The 24,717-nt window shown below is 29.0% G+C and carries 16 protein-coding genes; 10 read left to right on the forward strand and 6 right to left on the reverse strand.

What is annotated here, in order from left to right; genetic code table 11:
* Window positions 1-517 precede the first annotated feature (517 nt).
* Complete coding sequence (locus tag H9661_RS19880; protein ID WP_279232070.1) at window positions 518-649, reverse strand: hypothetical protein; 132 nt, start codon at window positions 647-649, stop codon at window positions 518-520.
* A 235-nt stretch (window positions 650-884) separates the two neighbouring features.
* On the opposite strand from H9661_RS19880, the gene H9661_RS10845 reads away from it, so the two are divergent.
* The 6 genes from H9661_RS10845 (at window position 885) to H9661_RS10870 (ending at window position 10,981) form a co-directional block, all read left to right on the forward strand.
* The gene (locus H9661_RS10845; protein ID WP_191768759.1) at window positions 885-2,606 is read left to right on the forward strand and encodes an ABC transporter ATP-binding protein; all 1,722 of its coding nucleotides are present in this window, start codon (window positions 885-887) and stop codon (window positions 2,604-2,606) included.
* A 374-nt stretch (window positions 2,607-2,980) separates the two neighbouring features.
* Window positions 2,981-4,867 carry an endonuclease MutS2 gene (locus H9661_RS10850; RefSeq protein ID WP_191768761.1) on the forward strand — a complete coding sequence of 629 codons (1,887 nt, stop codon included), beginning with the start codon at window positions 2,981-2,983 and terminating at the stop codon, window positions 4,865-4,867.
* Window positions 4,868-5,246: 379 nt separating this feature from the next.
* Entirely contained in the window at window positions 5,247-6,272 is a 1,026-nt protein-coding gene (locus H9661_RS10855) for a pectinesterase family protein (protein ID WP_191768763.1), read from the forward strand.
* A gap of 292 nt (window positions 6,273-6,564) precedes the next feature.
* Window positions 6,565-7,671 carry an N-acetylmuramoyl-L-alanine amidase family protein gene (locus H9661_RS10860; RefSeq protein WP_191768765.1) on the forward strand — a complete coding sequence of 369 codons (1,107 nt, stop codon included), beginning with the start codon at window positions 6,565-6,567 and terminating at the stop codon, window positions 7,669-7,671.
* A 335-nt stretch (window positions 7,672-8,006) separates the two neighbouring features.
* Window positions 8,007-9,377 (forward strand): glycoside-pentoside-hexuronide (GPH):cation symporter, encoded by a 1,371-nt coding sequence (locus H9661_RS10865; protein WP_143317649.1) that lies wholly within the window; start codon window positions 8,007-8,009, stop codon window positions 9,375-9,377.
* A 2-nt stretch (window positions 9,378-9,379) separates the two neighbouring features.
* Complete coding sequence (locus tag H9661_RS10870) at window positions 9,380-10,981, forward strand: glycoside hydrolase family 43 protein (protein WP_191768767.1); 1,602 nt, start codon at window positions 9,380-9,382, stop codon at window positions 10,979-10,981.
* Window positions 10,982-11,100: 119 nt separating this feature from the next.
* On the opposite strand, the gene H9661_RS10875 is transcribed toward H9661_RS10870, so the two are convergent.
* The 3 genes from H9661_RS10875 to H9661_RS10885 form a co-directional block, all read right to left on the reverse strand.
* Window positions 11,101-12,120 carry a galactose ABC transporter substrate-binding protein gene (locus tag H9661_RS10875; protein WP_191768769.1) on the reverse strand — a complete coding sequence of 340 codons (1,020 nt, stop codon included), beginning with the start codon at window positions 12,118-12,120 and terminating at the stop codon, window positions 11,101-11,103.
* Window positions 12,121-12,382: 262 nt separating this feature from the next.
* Window positions 12,383-13,975: an FMN-binding glutamate synthase family protein gene (locus H9661_RS10880; protein ID WP_191768772.1), complete on the reverse strand. Its 1,593-nt coding sequence runs from the start codon at window positions 13,973-13,975 to the stop codon at window positions 12,383-12,385.
* A 293-nt stretch (window positions 13,976-14,268) separates the two neighbouring features.
* Window positions 14,269-15,450 (reverse strand): MalY/PatB family protein, encoded by a 1,182-nt coding sequence (locus H9661_RS10885; protein WP_143317653.1) that lies wholly within the window; start codon window positions 15,448-15,450, stop codon window positions 14,269-14,271.
* 433 nt (window positions 15,451-15,883) lie between these two features.
* Here H9661_RS10885 and H9661_RS10890 point away from each other — a divergent pair, with 433 nt between their 5' ends.
* The 3 genes from H9661_RS10890 to H9661_RS10900 all read left to right on the forward strand — a co-directional run bounded on the left by H9661_RS10890 (window position 15,884) and on the right by H9661_RS10900 (window position 19,741).
* Complete coding sequence (locus H9661_RS10890; RefSeq protein WP_143317654.1) at window positions 15,884-17,299, forward strand: glycoside hydrolase family 1 protein; 1,416 nt, start codon at window positions 15,884-15,886, stop codon at window positions 17,297-17,299.
* A gap of 360 nt (window positions 17,300-17,659) precedes the next feature.
* Window positions 17,660-18,748: an FIST signal transduction protein gene (locus tag H9661_RS10895; protein WP_143317655.1), complete on the forward strand. Its 1,089-nt coding sequence runs from the start codon at window positions 17,660-17,662 to the stop codon at window positions 18,746-18,748.
* A gap of 15 nt (window positions 18,749-18,763) precedes the next feature.
* Window positions 18,764-19,741 carry a methyl-accepting chemotaxis protein gene (locus H9661_RS10900; RefSeq protein ID WP_143317656.1) on the forward strand — a complete coding sequence of 326 codons (978 nt, stop codon included), beginning with the start codon at window positions 18,764-18,766 and terminating at the stop codon, window positions 19,739-19,741.
* A 143-nt stretch (window positions 19,742-19,884) separates the two neighbouring features.
* On the opposite strand, the gene H9661_RS10905 is transcribed toward H9661_RS10900, so the two are convergent.
* Window positions 19,885-22,389, reverse strand: coding sequence for an alpha-L-arabinofuranosidase C-terminal domain-containing protein (locus H9661_RS10905; protein WP_143317657.1), 2,505 nt, complete (start codon window positions 22,387-22,389; stop codon window positions 19,885-19,887).
* A 413-nt stretch (window positions 22,390-22,802) separates the two neighbouring features.
* Between H9661_RS10905 and H9661_RS10910 the strand changes: the two genes are divergently transcribed.
* Complete coding sequence (locus H9661_RS10910; RefSeq protein ID WP_191768774.1) at window positions 22,803-23,801, forward strand: bacteriochlorophyll 4-vinyl reductase; 999 nt, start codon at window positions 22,803-22,805, stop codon at window positions 23,799-23,801.
* Window positions 23,802-23,832: 31 nt separating this feature from the next.
* Here the strand turns inward: H9661_RS10910 and H9661_RS10915 are convergent, their stop codons facing one another.
* Window positions 23,833-24,411 carry a 5' nucleotidase, NT5C type gene (locus tag H9661_RS10915; RefSeq protein ID WP_143317659.1) on the reverse strand — a complete coding sequence of 193 codons (579 nt, stop codon included), beginning with the start codon at window positions 24,409-24,411 and terminating at the stop codon, window positions 23,833-23,835.
* Between the last annotated feature and the right edge of the window lie 306 nt (window positions 24,412-24,717).

The following is a 24,717-nucleotide window of genomic DNA, read 5'->3' on the forward strand; positions in this document are numbered from 1 at the left end:
CGCCGTATACCGAACGGTACGTACGGTGGTGTGAGAGGTCGGTAGATAAAATAATTATCTACCTCCTACTCGATTAAGCGTGTTATATTTGATTATGCAGTCAATCTTATTCTTATTTTATTCTTTTATTTCAAACCAATCAGGTGTTTTTTCAATTGAATTCCAAAGGTTTTTAGGTATATGAAGCTATTTTAGTTTTGAAATTTTGAGTTTTGTTGCAATTTCATTTTCTTTATCATTTGCTACTAGCTCAGTCCAGTTAGGATTTATAATTAATGTTTTACCTAATGCGATTAAAGGAATAGTATCTTTTACAATTTTAAGAATGGATTCAAGTGTTATTTTTTCATCTTTACTGTCTACAGGTTTTGCGGAAAGAATATTTTCTAATGAAGCATGTATATAATCTAAGTCAAGTTTAATTAACCGAATTCATCTTTTATTATAGTATGGAGAGAAGCAGTTTTGAAACCGCTTTATTACCTACATCATAAACTCTTTCATTGTAGTAGTTTAATTAATCATCAGAAATAGTTCTATATTCGTTACTTGACCAAGTTGTCATAGATGCCATTACTAATCTGTTTCTAGTAGTAATTCTACATGGGAATTTAAAAGTTTCAAATAAATTATTATACTTCGAATTCATTCTTTTGACTCCTCTTTTAAATATTTGCATTATTTTTTATTACTTCTAACCTCATGTATTATTATTTCTTCTTCGATAATGTTTTTATTTCTGTTTATTTATCATAGTTGCTAAAATTGCAAATTGAGTTTGTTGATATTTTGTAGATTTTAATCCAATAAATAGAAAAAAAGTAATAAAAATATAAAGTGTAAAAAAATATAGACGATATTCATATAGAGAGGAGAATGATAATATGAACAATAAAGAGACAATGCTTAAGTTGATTAATTTATTAAAGGGAAATGGGAGAAAGATTTTTGCAATTATTATTTTTTTGCTTATTTCTTCACTAATAGCTATAATTTCTCCATTAATTAATAGGGGCATTATGGACGATGGTTTTTTAAGCAATAACAAAAATGTTGTGATTTTTTATTCTATTCTTGCATTAGTATTAGTAATTATAGATAATTCGATAGAGTTGTGGAAAGAAAATGTGAGAGCAACTTTAAAGGCAGAAATTACATATAATCTTTTTAATAAGTCATTTCATAAATTAAGAAGGATAAATCTTTCAGAACTTAATAAAACAAATAATACTGAACTTTTAAACAATATACATAATGATATTTCTAATATATCAATGGTGGCTGATGGAGTTTTTTTTATTACCATAACACAAATATTTAATATAATAGGAGGAATTATAGGGTTATGTATAATTAGCTGGAAATTAACCATATTAGTTATATGCTTTATTCCTATAAAGTTTTTTGTTGCAAGGAAATTAACAAAAGAAAGAAATCAAATGGCAAATCACTATATGACAGGATATTCTAAATTTGCAAGGTGGTTTGGAGATACTTTAGGTGGGATAAAAGAAGTAAGGATATTTGGATTATTTAATAAAAAAATAGGAGAATTTAATGATATGCAAGGCAATGTCATTAAGCTAGAAAAGAAAATGACTATGCAAAATTCTTTTAACCTTGTATTTGATCGTACATTACAATCTTTTATTACAACTATATTATATATTATTGGTGCTAATATGGTATTTGACTTGAACTTAACTGTTGGAAGTATAGTTTCTTTTATTTCTTATTCTATTTATTGTATAAGTCCTATATCAGCAGTGCTTAATTTAGGACTAGTTCTATCAAATATACTTCCTTCAACAAGAAGATATTATGAGTTTCTACAAATGGATTCAGAAGAGGAAGAAAATAAAAGTACGGTTTCTTTAACAGAAGAGATGAGGAATAATCCACAAATTAATTTTCAAAATATATTCTTTTCATATGATGGTGAAAGAGATATTTTAAAGGATATAAGTTTTCAGATAAATCCAGGAGAAAAAGTAGCATTAATAGGGTTAAATGGATCAGGAAAGTCTACTATAATTACCTTGTTTATGAGATTTTATAGAGCATATAGTGGAAAGGTTCTTCTCAATGGAATGGATATTAATAAAATAAATATTGATGATTATAGAAAAAATGTATCTATAGTTTCTCAGGATAGTTATTTATTTAATGATACTATTAAAAATAATGTTTGCCTTTATAAAAACATTAAAGACGAAAAGTTTCAACAAATTTTAAAAGATTGTAATTTATATGAGTTTTATGAAAAACTTGATGAAGATTATAAAATAGGAGAAAACGGACGTTTACTATCAGGGGGACAAAGGCAGAAAATACTTATAGCTAGAGCTTTGGCTACTGAGAATAATATAATAATATTAGACGAAGCAACCTCCAATATTGATATAGATACAGAAAGGCAGATTAATGAATTGATTATGACAAAACTTGCAGATAAAACTATAATAATAATTAGTCATAAACCAAATGTGTTAAAATATATGGATAAAATAATAGTTCTAAAGGATGGAGAAATTAATGCTATTGGAGATCATGATGAACTTTTGAAAGAAAGTAAGGTTTATAATGATATATTAAATAATAGATAAATTTACAAAGTTACTATAGGAAAGAAAATTATATTTAAATACAATTGGCAAATTTGTGATTTTAATATATACTATTTAGTAGATAGGTTTCAAAAAAAGAGAGGTATTTTTGTGAGTGTTTAGTATCTAAAATAGTTAATTAAATATTAATTCTAAAAATGGTGGAGTATACCATTTATTTGTTGTGGAATTAATTATTACTATTAAAGATACAAGTCCACGAATTTACTTTATAAGGATAATACAATTATCTCTATTAATTGTTGAATTTTAAGCTGTGGAAGTATCCATAGCTTTTTTATTATACAAAAAAGAAATCTATCAAGATTTCGTAGGCTTGTAGTGTAATAAAGATATAAGGATGGTTTAATAGAATGAATAAAGAAACATTAGAAAAATTACATTACTACGAATTAAAAGAAATAATAAAAGGATATTGTGTTAGCGGACTGGGAAAAAGATTAATCGATGAGCTAGAGCCTAGTACTAATATAAAGATTATAAATAAAAGATTAAATGAAACATCAGAGGGAAGAAGATTACTAGATGCATCTTATATTATACCACTAGAAGGCATTTCTAATATTTTACTTCTTATAGAAAGTATGGAGAAGGGAGCTTCCTTGGATCCCAATGAATTAATTACTATATCTGATTTTTTAAGAGGATGTAGAAAGGTTAAGCAATTTATGAAGGATAAAGATGGATATGCACCTACATTAAGTTTTTATGGAGAAAATATTTCTGATTTAAGTTATTTAGAAGATGAAATAAATCAATCTATCACAGGCAGTATGGTAGACTCTAATGCTAGCAAAGAACTTAAAAAAATAAGAAGGCAAATTGATATATGCGAAAATAAAATAAAGGAAAAATTAGATAGATTCCTTAAAAATGGCGAAAACAAAGAGTGTATTCAAGAGTTTTTTATTAGTCAGAGAAATGGAAAATATACAATTCCTATAAAATCAGCTTATAAAAATAAAATTCAAGGGACTGTTATTGAAACATCATCAAAGGGAACAACTGTGTTTATAGAGCCAGAAATTATTGGGAGATATACAAGTGAGTTGTCTATATTAAAAGCAGAAGAGGATGTTGAAGAATATAGAATATTATCTACTCTAACAGATATGCTTTTTGAAAGAATAAAGGATTTAAAGATGAATCTTGAGGTTATATCTGAATATGACATGATTTGTGCTAAAGCTAAATATAGTAAAGCAATAAATGGGATAAAACCTAAAATAAATAATCGTGGATATATAAAGATTATTAAAGGAAAATATCCTCTTATAAATAATAGTGTTCCATTAGATTTTGAGATTGGTGAAAATTATAGAGGTTTAATAATAACTGGACCAAATGCTGGGGGAAAAACTATAGTATTAAAGACAGTTGGACTATTTACTTTAGCAGTACAGTCGGGATTCCATATAGGAGCTGTAGAAGGAACCGAGTTTTCAGTATTTCAAAAGATATTTGTTGATATTGGTGATAATCAAAGTGTTGAAAATGCCTTAAGTACATTTTCGTCCCATATAAAAAATCTAGCTGAAATAATTAGGAAAAGTACAAAGTCAACATTGCTATTATTTGATGAAATTGGCAGTGGAACAGAACCAAATGAAGGATCAGCTTTGGCTATAGCAATATTGGAAGAGTTATATCATAAGGGCTGTATTACTGTAGCAACTACTCATTATGGAGAAATAAAAAATTTCTCCAATGAACATCCAGATTTTGAAAATGCAGCTATGGAATTTGAAATAGAAACTTTAGAGCCATTATATAAACTTAGTTTAGGAAAAGTTGGAGATAGTAATGCATTGTATATTTCTAAGAAGATGGGATTATATAATTCAATTATAGAAAGAGCAAGAATATATATGGATACTAAAAATTACAATTACAGTTTATTAGAAGAGAGTAAGGTTATAAAAGACAAGGATGAAGAAATAGAAGAAGAGTTTTTAGAATATTCTATAGGTGATAGAATTATTCTTTTAGAAAATAATGAATCAGCAATTGTATATAAAGAAAGAGATAAGTTAAACAATATTATTGTATTATACAATAAGGAATTTATTCAGGTTAATTGTAAAAGAATAAAATTAGAAATAAAGGCAAGTGAACTTTATCCAGAAGGTTATGATATGAATCAGCTCTTTATAGATTTTAAAGAAAGAAAACTGGCAAATGACATTGCTAGAGGGTCTAAAAAAGCATTAAAAAAAATAAAAAAGAATAGTAAATTATAATAAGTATTGATTTTAGTTATAAAAATTTAAATTATATGTATTAGAAAAAGCTGAAGCATTTGCTACAGCTTTTTTATTTTAGATACAAAGATGTTGTTTACGATGCTATTAAGGTATTTTACGTAATAATTATGGACAAAAATTAGAAAGTGAAATAAAATTCTTATGGAAGTTTGTGTTATATTTAGTCAACAATGTACAATTAACAACTGGTAAATATCTATTGAATATCAAATTGTCAAAATATATTGATGGGAGGAACAATTAAATAAACAAATGAGATAATTATTGTATCAATAGATATATAGACTTCAGATATTTAATTCAAGTGATATGAAAACGATTGCTGAAGAACTAATGAAATTGTGAGGAAATAAATATGAAGTTAAGAAAAAGTTTGAGTTTTATTGTAGTTTGTTCTATGATGATGTCAGTATTTGGTAGTGTTGTGAGTGCTAAAACGTCAGATATTAAAAAGATAGTTGTTTCAAAAGATGGAGGCGGTGATTATACTACAGTTCAAGAAGCTATTAATGCGGTTCCTGATAATAATACTTCTTGGTATATAATAAATATTAGAAATGGTGTTTATAAAGAAGTAATCAGAGTGCCTGAGAATAAAAAGTTTATTAGTTTAATTGGAGAAAATGCAGAAAAAACTGTATTGACATATGATAACTGCAATAGTGTTTCAGGGACAACAGAGGATTGTGCCAGTACAGTTTTAGAAGGTGATGATTTTTTTGCTAAAAATATCACATTTGAAAATTCATTTGATTATAATAATTCACAACTAAAAAACAAACAAGCTGTAGCTTGCGAGCCTATGGGAGACAGGCAGGTATTTGTTAATTGCCGATTTACAGGTTATCAAGATACTCTCTATGTAAGAAAAGGCAGACAATATTTTCAAGATTGTTATATAACTGGACATACTGATTTTATATTTGGTGCTTCAACAGCTGTATTTAAAAATTGTGAAATAAATTCAAAATATAAAGAAGGTGCAAGTGTAACAGCACCAAGTACATTAACAGAGAGCAAGATTGGACTTGTATTTCTTGATTGTAAATTAACAAGTGATCCTAATCAACCAGCTAATTCTGTATACCTAGGACGCCCATGGCATCCAAGTTATGTAAAGGATCCAGTATGCTCAAGTGCTACTTTTATACGTTGTGATTTAGGAGAACATATTAATGTTAATGGCTGGACAAAAATGAAAAATGTAGATCCAAGTACAGAAAGACTTAGTGAATATAAAAATTTTGGACGAGGGGCTGTAATTAATTCGTTTAGACCACAACTAACGAAATTAGAGGCAAAGCAGTATAAAATTAAAAATATACTAAAGGAAAATGATTCGTGGAATCCTGAGAAAGTAATCTTATCTGCGGAGAAATGAAGGATATAGTATATAGTATATGGTTATAAGGAGTTGTATAAGAATGACTTTGCAATTATTCTAATTACAACTCCTTTTTTACACAAGCAGGTTCCATAATATTGGTTTTTGTATATAATATGATAAAACTTGCTTAAATTGTAAAAAAATATTATAATGAAATTGTGAAAATACTAGTATTTACACTAATTCCAAAATATATCAAGTGTTTTTGATTGGATTTTTAGAAGAAAATTAGGGATTAATGTACATTAAAGTCAAGATAATTAAAATATAATTAAGGATGATGTATATGCGTAAAAAAATAATAATTTCAACTATTTTACTTGTTTTTGCACTAAATTATGTTGGACAACCTGTGTATGCAAGTGAAAAGATGAGCACACAAAATGATAATTCAACTTTATATTCAGTTTCCAAATCATTTAATACTGGATGGGTGATTATTGGAGGAAATACTTACTATTTTAACAGTAATGGAGTTATGCAAGTAGGTCTTAAGGTGATTGGCGGAAAGCAGTATTATTTTGATACTAATGGAATTATGCAAACGGGTTGGCAAATTGTATCCAACAGAAAGTACTATTTTACAGCAGATGGATCAGCACAAACTGGTTTTTTTGCAATAGGATATAATACTTATTATGGTAATTACCTTGGGCAAATAGCAGTTGGTTTACAAACTATTAACGGAAAGCGTTACTATTTTGATGCTAATGGAGTTATGCAAACAGGCTGGCAGGTAGTAGGAAGTAGTAAATATTACTTCAAAGCAGATGGATCGGCACAACTAGGTTTTTTTACAATAGGAGGGGATACCTACTATGGTAATTCTTTTGGACAAATAGCAGTTGGTTTACAAACTATTAATGGAAAGCGTTACTATTTTAATGCCAATGGAGTTAAGCAAACAGGTTGGCAAGTTGTAGCCAACAGAAAGTATTATTTCACAGCAGATGGATCAGCACAAATAGGCTTTTTTACAATGGGAGGGTATATCTACTATGGTAATTACCTTGGACAAATAGCAGTTGGTTTACAAACTATTAATGGAAAGCGTTACTATTTTGATGCTAATGGAGTTATGCAAACAGGCTGGCAAGTAGTAGGAAGTAGTACATACTATTTCACAGCAAATGGATCAGCACAAATAGGTTTCTTTACACTAGACTATAATACTTATTATAGTAATTCCTTTGGTCAATTAGTAAAAGGAATACAAGTTATTAATGGAAAACGTTATTATTTTAATGATAATGGAATAATGCAAACAGGTTGGCAAACTATAGGAAGAAACACGTATTATTTTATGGCAGATGGTTCTGCTGCGACAGGATGGGTAACAATTGGTGGTATTTCTTATCATTTTGGACCTACAGGTATAATACTTAAAAATTAGATATTAAGTTTTTTCTATAAGCTAAGTTACTAACTAAAGGTTTATAGTATATAAATAATGAGCTGTTGCATTTGAATTGCTCTAAGGTAAGTAGAAAGTTCCAATTATGAAGTTAATGTCTGATTTCAATATTCAGTTGGAGTCAGACTTTTTTTTACTTTTCTGTGACCTCATTGTAATTTAATAAAAAAATAAAAATATAATATGTATTGTACAATTGTTGTAATTGGCTATGGAGTTATTTTATCTATATGCTAATACAATCCTCTATAGCATAAGCTTCCAATGATGGACTAGAAGAGGAAAATATTTTTATAATAAGAGAGGAGAATTTAATGGATAATTTAAAAATTAAAATGAAAGAAAAAATAGGGTATGCATCAGGGGATTTGGCAAGTAATTTAATATATCAAACTATTTCAATTTACTTATTATTTTTCTATACAAATGTTTTTGGGCTTTCTGCAGCGCAAGCAGGGGTGATGTTTTTAGTAGTAAGGTTTATAGATGCAATTAATGATCCAATCATAGGAACTTTAGTTGATAAAACAAATACTAGATTTGGACGGTTTAGACCATATCTATTATATGGAGCAGCTCCTTTTGCTGTTTTAGCTTTTCTTTGTTTCACTACTCCTAATTTTTCAGAAACAGGTAAACTAATTTATGCATATGTCACTTATGTAGGACTTTCAATTACGTATACCTGTATTAATGTTCCTTACGGGGCATTAACATCAGCTATTACAGATGATAATCAAGAAGTTGTTAGCTTGACATCTGTAAGAATGTTTTTTGCTAATTTAGGTGGGGTAATTGTTTCATATTTTGTTCCAGTACTTTCAGGATATTTTTCAAAGTCTTTTGGACTTTCAGGTGGTTGGCAAATAACAATGGGTATTTTAGGGATAGCAGGTGCAATTTTATTGTTATTCTGTTTTTCAAGCACTAAAGAGAGAGTGAAAAGTGTTAATCAGGATCATAAAATTAAGTTTTCAGATCTTTTTGAACAATTTAAAACTAATAGACCTCTTGTAGTGTTAAGTATCTTCTTTGTATTGATATTTGGTATTAATTCAATTAATAGTTCAATAGGAATATATTATGTTACTTATAATGTTGGACGACCTGATTTAGTACAATGGTATACAGTATTAGGTTCACTTCCTGCATTTATATGTATACCACTAATTCCTAAAATTAATAAAAAGATTGGAAAAAAAGCATTATTAAATATTTCACTTGCCATAACAGTAATTGGCACATTATCTCTTTTAATTATACCAACTGATATGGTTGGATTAATATTAATTTCACGTGTTATTACAGCAATAGGTTCTTTAACTGCTGGTGCATTTATGTGGGCATTGATTCCTGAGACTATTGAATATGGCGAATACGTTACAGGAAAACGTTTAAGTGGTTTGATTTATGCTATTATTGGATTTTTCTTTAAATGTGGAATGGCATTAGGGGGAGCAGTACCAGGAATTATATTAGGAAACTTTGGATATGTAGCAAATCAAGCCCAGTCATCACATGCATTAACAGGCATACTAATAACTGCAACAATCGTTCCGGCAATACTTATGGTATTAGCTTTAATAGATATTAATTTCTATAATTTAGATGATAAAAAATATAAAGAAATTGCAGCTAATTTAAAAGAAAGAGCTGAATTAAACATAGAAGGGAAGAATTTATAAGTATGATTAAAAATCCAATTTTAAAGGGATTCAATCCTGATCCAAGTATTTGCCGTGTTGACACAGATTATTATATTGCAACTTCAACATTTGAATGGTTTCCAGGGGTTCAGATACATCATTCTAAAGACCTTGTTAATTGGCATCTTATTACACATCCGCTAAAGACAACATCACTTCTTGATATGAAGGGAAATCCTAATTCTGGAGGGATATGGGCACCAGATTTAAGTTACCATGACGGAAAGTTTTGGCTAATATATACAGATGTAAAAGTAACAGATGGTATATGGAAAGATTGTCATAATTATTTAACTACATGTGAAAGCATTGATGGAGAGTGGAGTGAGCGCATTACTCTAAATGGATCAGGATTTGATGCATCTTTATTTCATGATGACGATGGAAAAAAGTATCTTGTAAATATGTATTGGGATCAAAGAATTTATCATCATAATTTTTATGGTATAGCTTTGCAGGAATACTCTGAAGATGAAAAGAAATTAATTGGTAAACCTAAAATCATATATAAGGGAACTGATATTAAGTATACAGAAGGACCTCATCTATATCATATTGGGGATTATTATTATCTTTTTACTGCAGAAGGTGGTACAACTTATGAACATTCAGAAACTGTTGCTCGTGCAAAAAATATAGAAGGACCATATGAGGTAGATCCTGATTATCCATTGTTAACTTCTTGGCACGATCCTAGAAATCCATTGCAAAAATGTGGTCATGCATCCCTCCTTCATACACATACTGATGAATGGTATTTAGCTCATTTAGTGGGCAGACCACTGCCCGTAGGAAATCAACCAGTCCTTGAACAAAGGGGATATTGCCCACTTGGACGTGAAACTTCTATACAAAGAATAGAATGGGTAAATGGCTGGCCAAAAGTTGTTGGAGGCAAACAAGGGTTAGTTAATGTTGAAGTACCTAAGATTCCAGAGGTAAAGTGGGAAAAAACTTATAAGGAAAAAGATGATTTTGATAGTGAGAGTTTAAATATTAACTTTCAATCACTACGTATTCCACTTACAGAAGATATAGCATCGTTAAAGGCAAGAAAAGGGAATTTAAGATTATATGGTAAAGAATCTTTAACTTCTACATTTACACAAGCATTTGTAGCAAGAAGATGGCAGTCATTTAAGTTTGATGCATCTACAAGTGTATCCTTTGATCCAGATACCTTTCAACAGGCTGCAGGGTTAACATGTTATTATAATACAGAAAATTGGTCTACTATACATGTTACATGGAATGAGGATAAAGGAAAAGTAATTGATATTGTTTCTTGTGACAATTTTAATTTTGATATGCCTCTTAAAAATGAAGTTATACCAATTCCAAGTTATGTTGAGTATGTGCATTTTAAAGTTGAAGTGCGTGTTCAAGGTTATGAATATTTTTACTCCTTTGATGGAATTGATTGGGTAAAGATACCTGTTACTTTTGAATCTAGAAAATTGTCTGATGATTATATAAGAGGGGGAGGATTTTTTACAGGAGCCTTTGTGGGAATGAATTGTATTGATATCACTGGAAGTAATAAAGCAGCTGATTTTGATTATTTTTGCTATAAAGAATTATAACAGTTAGACTTAAAAATGAAAATCACTAGCATAGTAATACTAAGCTAGTGATTTTTTTCATGTAATGGAACTAAAAATGATATAGTTATCTGTAACAAATGCCAATCATTTAAGTTATATTAACTAGGTACATAATTACTATAAGGAATACGAATGGTAACTCCGCTATCATCAAATTTATATGTTGTTCCATCAAGTGGATTTTTGTTTAAAGCTAAATTCATTCCAGTAATGTAAATAGCTTCAGCCATAGCGTGAGCATCTTGAATAATAGTACCTGTCATAAATCCTTTTTTAACAAGTTCTCTAGCTTCAGGGACAGCATCAACACCAACAATTGGTATTGTTCTTTCTTTATTTCCATTGTTATAGCCAAGCCTTTGTAGTATTTCAATGGCACCTATTGCCATGGTATCATTGGTTGAAATTATGGCTTCAATTTTATTGCCAAATCGTAAAAAGAGTAACTCCATTAATTTTTTAGCTTCCTCTTTATTGTTCCAATCACTATAAGCTAAATCAAGTTCCATAATATTTATCCCTGAATTTTTTATTGTAAGAACTGAATACTTAGCTCTGGCAATTGCTTCTAAATTATCTTTTTGTCCTTTAAACATGATATATTGCATTATATTGTCTTTGTTTTTGTCAATAATTGATTTCTTTTTATTCCATTCATCAATAAGGATTTCTCCTTCTAGGATACCTGCTTGCTCTAAAACAGTTCCTACAAATATAGCCTTGTAATAAGATTTAATAGGGTTTTTATTAGGTGGTTCTCTACTAAATAAAACTATAGGAATATTATGTTGTTTCACTTTATTAATTACTTCTTGTGAAGCATTTAGGTCAACTAGTTCTACTAATAAAAGTTTGAAATTTTCATTTTGTAATATTTTATCAAGAATTTTATTTTGTGTATCTTGTTTTTCGTTAGAAGAAAAAAATTGAAATTCAACTTTTCCTTCAGTTTCCTTTTGAATGTTTTTTAAATTATTAACGACTTCACATATAAATAGACCATTAATGTCATATACTATTACTGCTACCTTGCAAGGATTTATCCTCAATTTAGATTTGCCAAGTTTCATTTTGACACAAGTTTTTTGCAGAGTAAGCCAATTACTTGTCCATGTCATATTCTCATATCTCCTAATTTAATTAATAGATTAAATTAACAATTATTTTTAATATTATGCATTTATTTGGTATAGTGTTACACTATTATCTAAAGTTTTAAACAATAATTTATAGAATTTTTGAAAGAAGAATTATTTGAACCTCTTGGTATTAGAAAGACAGGATTTTTGATAAATTCGCAAAAAGAAGACGTCTTGTAAAAAACTATGCAGATGATATAAAAAGTTATGGCTGTAGTTATATAAACTGCAGCCATAATTCCTATTTATTCAAAATATCCATAGCTTCATCTCTATAAGAATCCATAATATAAGGGATCTTAGTAACTTTTGTACATTCTTCAGTAAGACTCATAAGGTCTTTTCTAGATAAAGAAGGAAGATTGAAACATCTTGTTCCGGCCATAAGTTGTTGTAGCCCGACTTTTATTTTATCAGAATAACTATAAATACCAATAGCTCCAAGAGGAATGTTTTCTATTTCTTTAGATCCTACTAAATTCTTAACTTTTTCATAGCAAACAAAAATTTCTTCAGGAGTTTTACCAAATTCACTAATTGTTTTAGGAAGATCATTAGATTTTAGCCATTTATCTATATTTTTACCTACCATACCAGGGATCATAAGAGCCCTTCCCATACAAACTGCTTTCACAAAAGGTGAGCCTAGAGCTAGTGCTTTAAATACTCCATCTTCAGAAGAAAAACCTCCAGCAAAAGCAACGTCGGGAACCTTTTCTCCTTTGTCTTCCAAAATTTTTAAGAATTCATAGGCTGCTGAATGTAGGTAAATAGATGGCATACCCCATTCTTCCATCATTCTCCAAGGACTCATTCCAGTTCCACCAGAAGCACCGTCTATAGTTAATAAATCAATATTAGCTTTAGAAGACCACTTTATTGCCATTGCAAGTTCAGGAAGTCCATAAGCACCAGTCTTTAGAGTTATTCTTTTAAAACCTAGTTTTCTAAGTCTTCGAATTTCTGCCATAAATTCATCTTCACTAATAAATCCAAGACGACTATGTCTTTCAAATTCTTTGATTGAACCATCTTTAAAAGCTGCTTGATTAATTGGATCAGAAGGATCAGGGGTTACTATATATCCTCTTTTTTGCAATTCTAAAGCTCGTTCAAGACTATTAACCTTAATTTCGCCCCCTATACATTTTGCGCCCTGACCCCATTTTAATTCGATTGTTTCTATACCATGTTTTTCTATAATATATTCGGCAACTCCAAGTCTTGTATCTTCAACGTTCATTTGTATAAGAAGTTCTCCAAATCCTTTATGATATCTCTTGTAAACTTCTATTCGTCTATCCATTTCAGGTGAAAATTTTACTTTATTATTGCTATCTAGTACAAGTCCGGGATCAATACCACAAACATTTTCTCCACATACAATAGTTACTCCAGAGATTGCAGCCCCTATAGCAAAGTGTTCCCAGTTCTTTCTAGCAATTTCAGTTGATCCAAGTGCTCCTGTAAAAATAGGGACACTCATTTTTACTTTTTTATCCCAGCCATATTCTGTTTCAGTATTAACTGTAGGGAAAAGAGCATTATCAGAATTTGCCACAGCATCATTTGGAAGACCTTTTCCACCTAGTGCATAACCATGTATGTTTAAATGTGAATAATCTACAGGATAATCTTTATCTCCTCCAGCAGTTATTTCTCCAAAAGGACCTGGATAGATAAGTTCTCTGCCACGAAAAGTAGATTTAAATACCTCACAATTTCCACGACATCCATCAATACATCTTGAGCATAATCCACTTGAAGGAACTACATTTCTTGAACGATTAAAAGTTCTTGTACAGTCATTTGAATTTGGTTGATCTAAATTCATTAATAGCCTCCTATAAAAATCAATTTAATTTTAAATCTATTTAATAAATAGATTTATAAATAAATTATATGAATCACTTAATAAAGTTAAGCAAAATATGGTTAAAAATTTAAAAAATTAAGTGTTTTGATAAAGTGGAGTTCTGAGGATTGTGTTATTAATGATTTAAAGTTAGTAAATCTTTGAGAAATTTTAGTAAAGTGACCACTATTATTACATTTTAATATCATATTTATGTGGAAAGTATGGAGAGCAGTGGTATCCAATAATATCTAAATGTTGTATGGTTAATTTCATTTGTGTATATTATCAATCACTTTTTTTAATCTTTCCAGAGCTTCAATTAAAGGTTTTGTTGGACATGCTAAATTCATACGCTCATATCCATTTCCCTCTTTTCCAAATAAATATCCCTCATCAAAGAATAGTTGAGATTTATGCATTAATTTTTCTAGTTCATTTATGGTTAAACCAAGCCCATTAAAGTCCATCCATTGTAAGTAAGTTCCTTGAAGGTCGAATACTTTAATAATTGGAATATTTTCTTCGATGTATTCCTTTAATTTTGCATGATTATTGTAAACTAATTTTATTAATTCATCTAACCAATTTTCACATTCCGTATATGCAATTTCACAAGCTTTATATCCTAAAATATTAAGGCCAAAGAATCCATTCGATTCTACTTCTTTTAAATACGTATTTCTAATTTTTTTATTTGGAATTATAATATTGGATGTTTGAAGCCCTGCCAAATTAAATGTTTTGCTAGGTGCAGTGCATACAATCATATTGTTTGCCAAATCTTCAGAAATTGAAGCAAATACAGTATGTTTAAAGCTTGGCATAATAAGATCAAAATGTATTTCATCAGAAATAATAAAAATATCATTTTTTAAACAAATTTCACCTATCTTTTCTAATTCAGCTTTATTCCATACTCTCCCGGTTGGATTGTGAGGGCTACAGAATAGTAGTATCTTATTATTTGATTCTTGAGCCTTCTTCTCTAGGTCATCAAAGTCGATTTCATAAGTTAATCCCTTTGTAATTAGTGCGCTAGTAACTAGTTTTCTATTATTTTTTCTTACTGCTCCATAAAAAGGATAGTAAGCTGGGGTTAAAACTATAACCCCTTCCCCTGGGGCAGAGAAAGCTTTAACTGCTGAGTAGAATGCTCCTACAACACCTGGAGAGCCAACTATCCATTCAGGACTTATTTCCCATCCGTGTCTTTTTTTCATCCAATTACATACTGAATTTAAATAGTTATCTGTAGTTTTTGTATAACCTAAAATAGTAGAATCAAGATGTTTTTTTAATCCTTCTATTATTTCAGGTGGGTTCTTAAGTTCCATATCTGCAACAGAAAATGGAATTATTTCAGCGGAAACGTTTGGAGTCCATTCCTTCATTTGTTCCCATTTTGCTGATCCTGTATTTTTTCTATCAACTATAGTTTCAAAATCGTACATAGTATTTCTCCTTTCATAAATGCTATTTTTTCCAGTGTAGCACAATAAGTTTTTGCTATCAATTAAAGTAAAAAAAGTGAAAAATTCATGTGGAAATAGAAGGGGAGAAAGTATAACCGTATAAAATGAATAAAAAATAGAAATATTGACAAAAATAAAATCCTATGATAACCTTGTCATACAAGGAAATACACAGTATTGTTATATGGTAAAATGCTAATACTCTTTGTGGTATTGTATTTTAGATTTTAATAAAAAATATTATTTTAATAGGATTGTTACTGGTAATGCAGGCTAGACCTAAGAAATATAAAATGAGAGTTCTCTTTATATTTCTTAGGTATTTTTTATATAAATTAATATTATATTTAGGAAATACTAAGTATAATAAACGAAATGCATTAATAATATATGAAGTTTAGGAGGAATAATTATGTCAATTAAATTTCCAGAAGGATTTTTATGGGGAGGAGCTACAGCTGCTAATCAATTTGAAGGTGCGTATAATGAGGATGGAAAAGGATTATCAACTCAGGATATAGCTCCAAAGGGGATAATGGGACCGTTAACTAATGAGCCAACAAAAGATAATATGAAACTCATTGGAATAGATTTCTACCACAAATACAAAGAAGATATTAAATTATTTGCTGAAATGGGATTTAAGACTTTTAGATTATCAATTGCATGGTCAAGAATATTTCCAAATGGTGATGATAAAGAACCAAATGAGAAAGGGTTAGAATTTTATGATAAGGTGTTTGATGAATTAGCTAAGTATGGAATTGAACCATTAGTAACAATTTCACATTATGAAACACCACTTGCACTTGCTAAAAATTATGACGGGTGGGTTAATAGAAAGTTAATAGGATTTTTTGAAAACTATGTAAGAACTATATTTACTAGATATAAACATAAGGTAAAATATTGGCTAACTTTCAATGAAATAAACTCTGCAATTCATGCACCATACATGAGTGCAGGTATTTGGACACCAAAGGAAAAATTAAGTAAGCAAGATTTATATCAAGCTATGCATCATGAATTAGTTGCAAGTGCATTGGCAGTTAAAATTGGACATGAAATAAACTCAGAATTCAAAATAGGATGTATGATCCTTGGAGTACCGAATTATCCATTAACTTCAATGCCAAGTGATGTGATTAAGGCGATGCAACAAGATCGGGAAAATCTTTTCTTTGCAGATATTCATGCAAGAGGAGAATATCCAAGATATATGAATAGATTTTTTAAAGAAAATAATATAGAAATAAAAATGGAACCAGGAGATAAAGAAATATTAAAAAATACAGTAGACTTTATTTCATTTAGTTATTATATGAGTGCTTGTGCTACTTCAGATCCAGAAAAGAATAAAAAAGGACCTGGAAACATTCTATCAGGAGTACCAAATCCATACCTAGAAGCTTCTGAATGGGGATGGCAAATAGATCCAGAGGGGTTAAGGTATATTCTTAATTTATTATATGATAGATATCAAAAACCATTATTTATAGTTGAAAATGGGTTAGGTGCTGTTGATGAACTTATCACTGATGAAAATGGTAATAAGACTGTAATTGATGATTATAGAATTAAATATCTAAATGATCACTTAGTTCAAGTTGCTGAAGCTATTGAAGATGGAGTTGAACTTATGGGATATACTACATGGGGATGTATAGACTTAGTAAGTGCATCAACTGCAGAACTTAAAAAGAGATATGGCTTTATATATGTAGATAGAAATGATGATGGAAGTGGAACTTTAGAGAGATATAAGAAAAAGAGCTTTAATTGGTATAAAGCAGTTATAGCTACAAATGGAACAAGTTTAAAAAAATAAATATAAAATCTTTAAATATATAAAGGTAGTCTATATGATATGCTCTCTTTATAGTAGACAGTTAAAATAATAAAACTGTTACTATAAAGGGAGTGTTTTGTTATGGAAAAGAGGCTAGAGTGCAAGTTATATTGAAGAATAAGCTTTTTTTATCTAACTAATTGAGTTATTGAGGAGAAACTTACATAACAATTACTAAAAGTCAATTTATAGAATAGCTGGATTTTCATAAAGTATAACAAAAAATACTCGAAAATAATAAATATGAAGAAAAATGTACCATTATGTAAATATTATGGTAATGATGCCGTTTAAGTATGTAAGAGATAAGAGATTAATAGTCAAAGGAGTGAAGATATATTGAAAGATTATATTGGAGTAGGATATGGTGATGATATACAAAAATCAATAGAAGAGGCTACAGCTGGACTTAATGATTCAAAAATAATATTTGTTTTTGCAGAAGCTAGTAAATTTAAAGAAGTAGTAGGATTAGTAGGGCAAAAGTATCCAAGTGCAATAGTTATAGGTACAACAGGTTATAGCTTTGCAAATAGAAATATAGTAAAAGATAATGTTGTAGTATGGGCAATGAAAAGTGGAGTAGAAGTGGAAGCTGGTGTTTTGCAAAGCGTAAAAACATTTCCAATAAAAGATATTAAGCCGTTAGAAGATAGTGTTAAAAGAATTGATGCTGGGAATGATAATACAGTTTGTATGGAATTTTGTACTGGGTCAGAAGAAAAAATAGTATCTACACTTAGTTCAGCAATAAGCAAAAAGAATATACCTCTAATTGGCGGAACTGCTCAAGGAGCTGATAGGGATGGAGTTAAATGTGTATCATTAAATGGAGAAATATACAATGATGCTTGTGTATATGTACTAATTAAAAATACAGATGGGAAAGTGAAAGTATATAGTGAAAATATATATAAGGTTAAAAGTGAAAATTTTGTTGCGACTAAAGTAGATGTAGAAAATAGAAGAATTTTAGAACTTAATAGAAAGAGTGCAGCAAAGGTGTATTGCGAAACTTTAGGTATTACAAAAGATGAAATATCTAATTATGTACTTACAAATCCTTTAGCAAGAGTAATAGGAAAGGAAGAATTTTTAACAGCTATTAAATTGGTAGGGGAAAATGGCGACTTAAGCTGTTTTAAAAGAATTAATCAGAATGATGTTTTGAATATATTAGAGCTAATAGATTATAAAGAAGCAATAAATAATACATTAAAAAGAATAAAAGATGATTTTTCTAATATATCAAGTATATTTTCAGTAAATTGTATATATAGATTTATGTTATTTGAAAGCAGAAATTTTACTGGTGAATATGCGCAAATGATGAGCTCGATTGGACAACATATAGGCATTATCGGGGAAGGGGAACAATATAATAAGCAACACGTAAATCAAACAATGGTATGTGTTGTTTTTGAATAGAGGAGAGATGATGAAATGGGTTTATTTGGACGTAAAAAAATAATTGAAAATAATGTAATTAATGATAATACTAAAACAAAAAATAGTGATTTAAGTGAAAAAATGTATCCACTTAAATATTCTGTGAACTATTTAAATAATAGAACAAATGATTTAATTAAAGAGGAAAGTGGTACAAGCAATGAATTAAAAAGAATTGAAGAATCATTTGTAGAAGTAAAAAGCAAGGCTCAAGAAGTAAATACATCTATATCAAACTTTAGAGGACATTTTAATGATATAAAAAATGTTTCAGATGAATTTAATGATAGAATGAATAATATATTGAGGTGCGTAGATGATGCACAAAAGAAGGTTGTAGATTTAAAGGGTAGTTCTAAATCGGTAGAAGATAGTTTTCTGATTATTGAGAAGACCTTTGAGCAATTTCAAAAATCCTATGTAATGATTAAGGAATATACAACAAGTATTATAGATATAGCGGATCAAACTAATCTTTTAGCCCTAAATGCGTCTATAGAAGCAGCAAGAGCAGGAGAGCAAGGAAAAGGATTTGCTGTTGTTGCGGAAGAGGTAAAAGAATTATCTGGAAAGATTAAAGAATTAGTTAATGGCGTAAATACAAGCATGGGAAATGTGGAGCAGGATACTAATAAGCTTAATATATCACTTAAAGATTCAAAGAATGCACTAAGTGAAAGTTATAAGAGTGTAAATAATACAGAAGAAATTTTTGAAGAAATAAAAGTTAATGTAGATGGAGTTAGTGATATTAATGGAAAGATATCTACAGTAATTAATGAGTCAAATATAGAAATACAAAATATAAATGATAATATGAATAATTCTATTAAATATTATGATAGAGTAACAGATGATATTGATAACTTAAATACTCAAATTACTAATAAGGGTATAATTTTTGAAGATATCACAAACTTCTTAGAGCAAATGAATCCGTTAATTGATCATATAGTTGAAAAGAATAAATAAAAATTTATTTTAGAAAAAACAACTACTTCTTGTAACAATTTATTATCTTGATTGTTGACAAGAAGTAGTCGTTTTTATTCAGTTTACACAAATCTATCTACATTCCCCAAAGCTTTTATTATGGAATTTTAAATTACTTTTATTTATTTTAATTTTATTCTTATTACAGACACTGAATTTTTATCAGCGTTATAATCAAAATTATTTGAAATGTAGGATAATTTTTTAGTCTTTATAGATATATTTTCAGGATTTTCAAATGAGTTAGTAGCACTTGTATTTTCACCAGTTATATATTCTACACTAGCTTTTGAAGAAATATTTTGACTTCCACTTATATTAATTTTGATTTTCTTGTCTTTATCTGCTACATTCACAACCTTAACTATTAAGTCATTTGAACTTGAATCGTAGCTAGTAGACGTGTATACGTCAGTACCTCTTCCTTCTTGAGTAAATTCATTAGTCAATTGTCCATTAACATAACAGCTTACTTTATTTCCATTAATAACTACCTTTATTTTATAATTTTCTCCAGTATTTATAGTTGCATATTTGGCATCAGCTTCACTTACAGTTGATTTTGATCCATTTACTATCTTTTCTACAGCAGTTTTAGTATTATTCCATCCACCCAAGTTATACCAATAGTAGTTTGAAGAGTCTTCTGCTCCAAATCCAACCAAGAAACCTTCTTTACCACCTAGTTTTTTTGCATCTACTTCAAAAGTATAATTGCTCCAGTTATTACTATTAGTTATTACCTTGCAATTATCAGCTATTTGATCTAATTCTAATTTTCCATCTTTGAGAGACCAATTTCCACTTACTTTATTCCATTTGCCATTATCGATGTCAAAGTTATCACTAAATATCTCTTCTCCAGTATTATTATTTGTTACTTTTACATTATCGTATTGAACTTGTGTTGACCATCCACCAAGGAGTATTCCTCCTTTAATATCATTATTTTTTGGTATAGTTGGTTTTATAAGATCTCCTTTAAGAATTTGAGTTCCTAAATTAGTACTAAATAATTTTTGTACATAATAATTTGGTGTAGCATAGTTTGTACTACCATTAAACCAAATCATATTAGGAGACCATTGATAATCATCTGATTTTGCAAATAATGGTGCATAAGATGCCATTTTTACTATATCTGAATTTCGTTCAAGGCCTGTTAAATAAGCACCTTCAGCAAGTGCAGATCTTAAAGTGTTACTTTGGGAAGCGTATTCACCAAGGAATACTTTTTGGTTATTTCGATCATATTTATCATATCTATTAGTATTATTCAAAAACCAATCAGGATCCATATAATAATGTTCATCTACTACAGTGTTAGGTACTTTTGCCTTTATCCAATTCCAATTATCATCAAATAATGAACCAGATGATGAAGGACCGGCCGAGGATATTAATGTTATGCCTGGACATTTTTTATTTAGTACCTTTTGAAATTCTTCAAATCTTTTATGATATTCATTTCCCCATTGTTCATTACCTATAGCCAAATATTTTAAGTTAAAAGGTTTCCTGTGACCCGCTTCAACTCTCTTTTTACCCCAAGTGGTTGTTTCATCTCCATTAGCGTATTCAACTAAGTCAACAGCATTTTGTATAAATGAATTAAGATCGCCACCTATATCTCCCATGTAATTAGGAACTCCATTAACACCTCTAGCCTGACATGTCATACCACAGTTTAGAACTGGAACGGGAATAGTATTAATGTCTTCACATAATTGGAAATACTCAAAAAAACCAAGACCAAATGATTGATTATATCCCCATATATTAGGGATTTCTTTTCTTTCTTCTACATTCCCAATAGTATTTTTCCAATTATACATTTCCTCTTTTTTATTACCCTCAATAACACATCCACCTGGGAATCGTAAAAATTTAGGCTTTAAATCTTTAAGTCTTTGAACTAAATCTTTCCTTAAGCCATATTTCTTATTTTTCCAAGTATCTTGTGGAAATAGAGAAACCATATCTAAATCTATTTTGCTTTCATCCCTTATTGAAACTGTAAACTTAGCATTAGAAGTGCTTTTTTTGGCTCTTAAATGACCTTCAAATTTAGTCCACTTATTATTTATTTTGTTAATTTTTTTGCTTTCGGAAATGATATTTCCATTTTCGTCTTCTATTTGAACAGTTAATGATTTACCATTTTCAACATTACGAGCCCAAAAGGAAAAATCATATTTATCTCCATCTTTAACAGTTATGCCTTTATAACCATCATTGGATATTTTTAAGTTATCACCATCAGTTGTAGAAATTAATTCTATATAACTTGGATTATTGCTATTTAAAGGATTGTCTTTGCATACTTTAGCAGATGAATTGTTTGAACCTTGTTGTTCAATTTGCCAAGAATCTAAGGGGTTTTTAAACTCAAAGGAACGATTTTCTATAAGTTCTGCATATAATCCTCCGTCTGCACCGTGATTTATGTCCTCAAAAAATAATCCAGTTAACATATCACTTTCATTGAATAATTTTTCATCAGTATTTACATTTAAGATATATGCATCATTAGTTTCAGTATCTTTTGCTGATACACTTGTGTATCCAGAAGCACTACTAGATGTGAAGATAATTGTAATAAAAATTGTAATAAATTTATGTTTCATAATTCTCCCCCTAACTATAGTATCTTTGTATGCGGAATTTTATTTTTGTTATTTATTTTTAAATCTTAAAGTTATCTTTTTTACCTCCTTTGTTACAATTTTAAAAAATAAAAATCCTACATATTCATACTTACAAATTTTGGAACATACAACGACATTCTATACCTTTTATTTGTAAAAGTAAACAGGTTTTCACCAGTTTGTAATTATGATTTTGAAATAAAACTATTTATTTATACGTACAAATCGTATACTGGATATACCAATGATGAGGCTGTTGTGCTTAAATTTACCTGTATTTTAGTATATAAGTTTATTTTATATAAAATTAAGGTTATATTAAAAGAGAATATAAATTTACTATAATTATTTACAAAATGTAATAAACTATAAGGATAAGGGAGGCGATAGATATGAACAATTTAGAGAAGAAAACTAAAAGATTTGAAACAGTATTAACTTTAGCTCTAAAAATACCAGGCATTAGAGTGAATAGAAAGGATTTTTTAGAAAAAGAGTTAAACGGTTATATTTCTCAGGAAAGAATAAATAAAGCTATTAAGCTTAATACAATAGAGGCTAGCATTAATTTAAAAGTATTAAATAAAATAGCTGATAATGTAATTAATAAAAGAACAAATCAAACCGCAGGAGCCTCTTTTATAGCAGGATTACCAGGTGGGTTTGGTATTACGGCAGCTATTCCAGCAGATGTTTTACAGTACTTTGGAGTAGCACTTAAAATAGCACAAGAATTGGCATACTTGTATGGTTTTGAAGATCTGTGGAAAGATAATAATATTGATGATGAAAAAGTTAAAAATGAGCTAATACTTTTTCTAGGAGCTATGTTTGGGGTTGGTGGTGCAACTACTGCTGTAAGGTTGATTTCAAATAGTATGGCAAAGCAAGTATTTAGAAAATTGCAAGAAAAGGCATTAGCTAAAACTATTTATTATTCTATAATAAAGAAGATAAGTATTGCAATAGGTATAACTATGACAAAGGACACATTTGCTAAAGGAGTATCAAAAGCAATTCCTATTTTAGGAGGCATAATATCTGGTGGAGTAACATATATGTCTATGAAACCAATGGGAAAGCGACTTAAAGATGTATTATCAAGTTCCTTTGGTGAAAAATATACAATAGAGAATTTAGAAAGAGATATTATTGAATTGGAAAAAGAAACTGGTGAAGTTATAGAAAAAAAGTATAAAGATGAAATAAAAGAATTAGCTATTGAAGAAGAGGGGGTGGGAAAAGATGGAAATATACATAGTGCAAGAAATTTTGATTTAGCAGATGAACTCTTCAAATTAAAGAATGTGTTTGATGAAGGAATAGTAACTGAAGAGGAATTTGAAGAGATAAAGAGAAATATTATTCATAGAAGTATGAAAGAAAATTAATAACACTTCATACTATATTTTTAAACTGTTATTACACTACTTGGTCTTGTAATAACAGTTCTTTTATTATTTCATGGATTTCATACCAATTGCAAACGCGGATGATATTTTTATTTATAGGTTTTCTATTATAGTTTGTGTCAATTAGCAGCACTTTAAAACCTGCATTTGAAAGTTCCATTGCGTTATCATAGCTATCTTCAATAAATATATGGCAGTTTAAATTCTTTGCAGTATCAACTTTATAAGAATTACCTAACACAAATAAATCGTCATAAGGAATTTTATTTTTTATTAAATATCTAATGGTAAGTAGAGTGAGACTTTTATCTCTTGCTGTGACAAAATAGATATTATTATCTAAGTTAAGTTTGGTTATAACTGATTTAGCATCATTTCTAAGTTTCTCAGTTGAATGTAAATTGAATTTATACTTTTCATAAAATTGGGAGTATTCCTCTTCCGTAACACCAACTACCTTGTGTATACAATATTCAGTTGCCTGCTCTTTAGTAATATTAGTATTAAAATATTCATTACAAAGATCAAGCCAGTAGTAAGCATCTGTTATGGTTCCATCAATATCAATACAAATGTTTAAGTTCTTCATTCATTTTCACCTCTCTTTTATTATCATAGTATCATTTATAAGTTAAAAATAAATTAAGCAATGATTATATTTTGTAGACATTTTTCTATGAATTTATTGTTTTGTGGATTATAGAGTATTTAGATAGTAACTTGATAGATGAATACAATGCTATATATAAGGGTTAAATAAGATTTAAGAAAATTTTACCTAAAAGGAATAAAATTGTATAAAAGAATGAAAAATGCAGTTGTATTTTGTATAAGTTAACAATATAAAACAAAATATAAAAGAGTTACACTATATTGGAAGATGAAAATCAAGGAA

The sequence above is a fragment of the Clostridium cibarium genome (genome assembly GCF_014836335.1).
Taxonomy (GTDB): Bacteria; Bacillota; Clostridia; order Clostridiales; family Clostridiaceae; genus Clostridium; species Clostridium cibarium.

Bases quoted from the DNA above. Each gene is read 5' to 3' on its own strand.
- H9661_RS19880 (WP_279232070.1), bottom strand. From the start codon at position 649: ATGAATTCGAAGTATAATAATTTATTTGAAACTTTTAAATTCCCATGT.
- H9661_RS10845 (WP_191768759.1), top strand. From the start codon at position 885: ATGAACAATAAAGAGACAATGCTTAAGTTGATTAATTTATTAAAGGGA.
- H9661_RS10850 (WP_191768761.1), top strand. From the start codon at position 2,981: ATGAATAAAGAAACATTAGAAAAATTACATTACTACGAATTAAAAGAA.
- H9661_RS10855 (WP_191768763.1), top strand. From the start codon at position 5,247: ATGAAGTTAAGAAAAAGTTTGAGTTTTATTGTAGTTTGTTCTATGATG.
- H9661_RS10860 (WP_191768765.1), top strand. From the start codon at position 6,565: ATGCGTAAAAAAATAATAATTTCAACTATTTTACTTGTTTTTGCACTA.
- H9661_RS10865 (WP_143317649.1), top strand. From the start codon at position 8,007: ATGGATAATTTAAAAATTAAAATGAAAGAAAAAATAGGGTATGCATCA.
- H9661_RS10870 (WP_191768767.1), top strand. From the start codon at position 9,380: ATGATTAAAAATCCAATTTTAAAGGGATTCAATCCTGATCCAAGTATT.
- H9661_RS10875 (WP_191768769.1), bottom strand. From the start codon at position 12,120: ATGACATGGACAAGTAATTGGCTTACTCTGCAAAAAACTTGTGTCAAA.
- H9661_RS10880 (WP_191768772.1), bottom strand. From the start codon at position 13,975: ATGAATTTAGATCAACCAAATTCAAATGACTGTACAAGAACTTTTAAT.
- H9661_RS10885 (WP_143317653.1), bottom strand. From the start codon at position 15,450: ATGTACGATTTTGAAACTATAGTTGATAGAAAAAATACAGGATCAGCA.
- H9661_RS10890 (WP_143317654.1), top strand. From the start codon at position 15,884: ATGTCAATTAAATTTCCAGAAGGATTTTTATGGGGAGGAGCTACAGCT.
- H9661_RS10900 (WP_143317656.1), top strand. From the start codon at position 18,764: ATGGGTTTATTTGGACGTAAAAAAATAATTGAAAATAATGTAATTAAT.
- H9661_RS10905 (WP_143317657.1), bottom strand. From the start codon at position 22,389: ATGAAACATAAATTTATTACAATTTTTATTACAATTATCTTCACATCT.
- H9661_RS10910 (WP_191768774.1), top strand. From the start codon at position 22,803: ATGAACAATTTAGAGAAGAAAACTAAAAGATTTGAAACAGTATTAACT.
- H9661_RS10915 (WP_143317659.1), bottom strand. From the start codon at position 24,411: ATGAAGAACTTAAACATTTGTATTGATATTGATGGAACCATAACAGAT.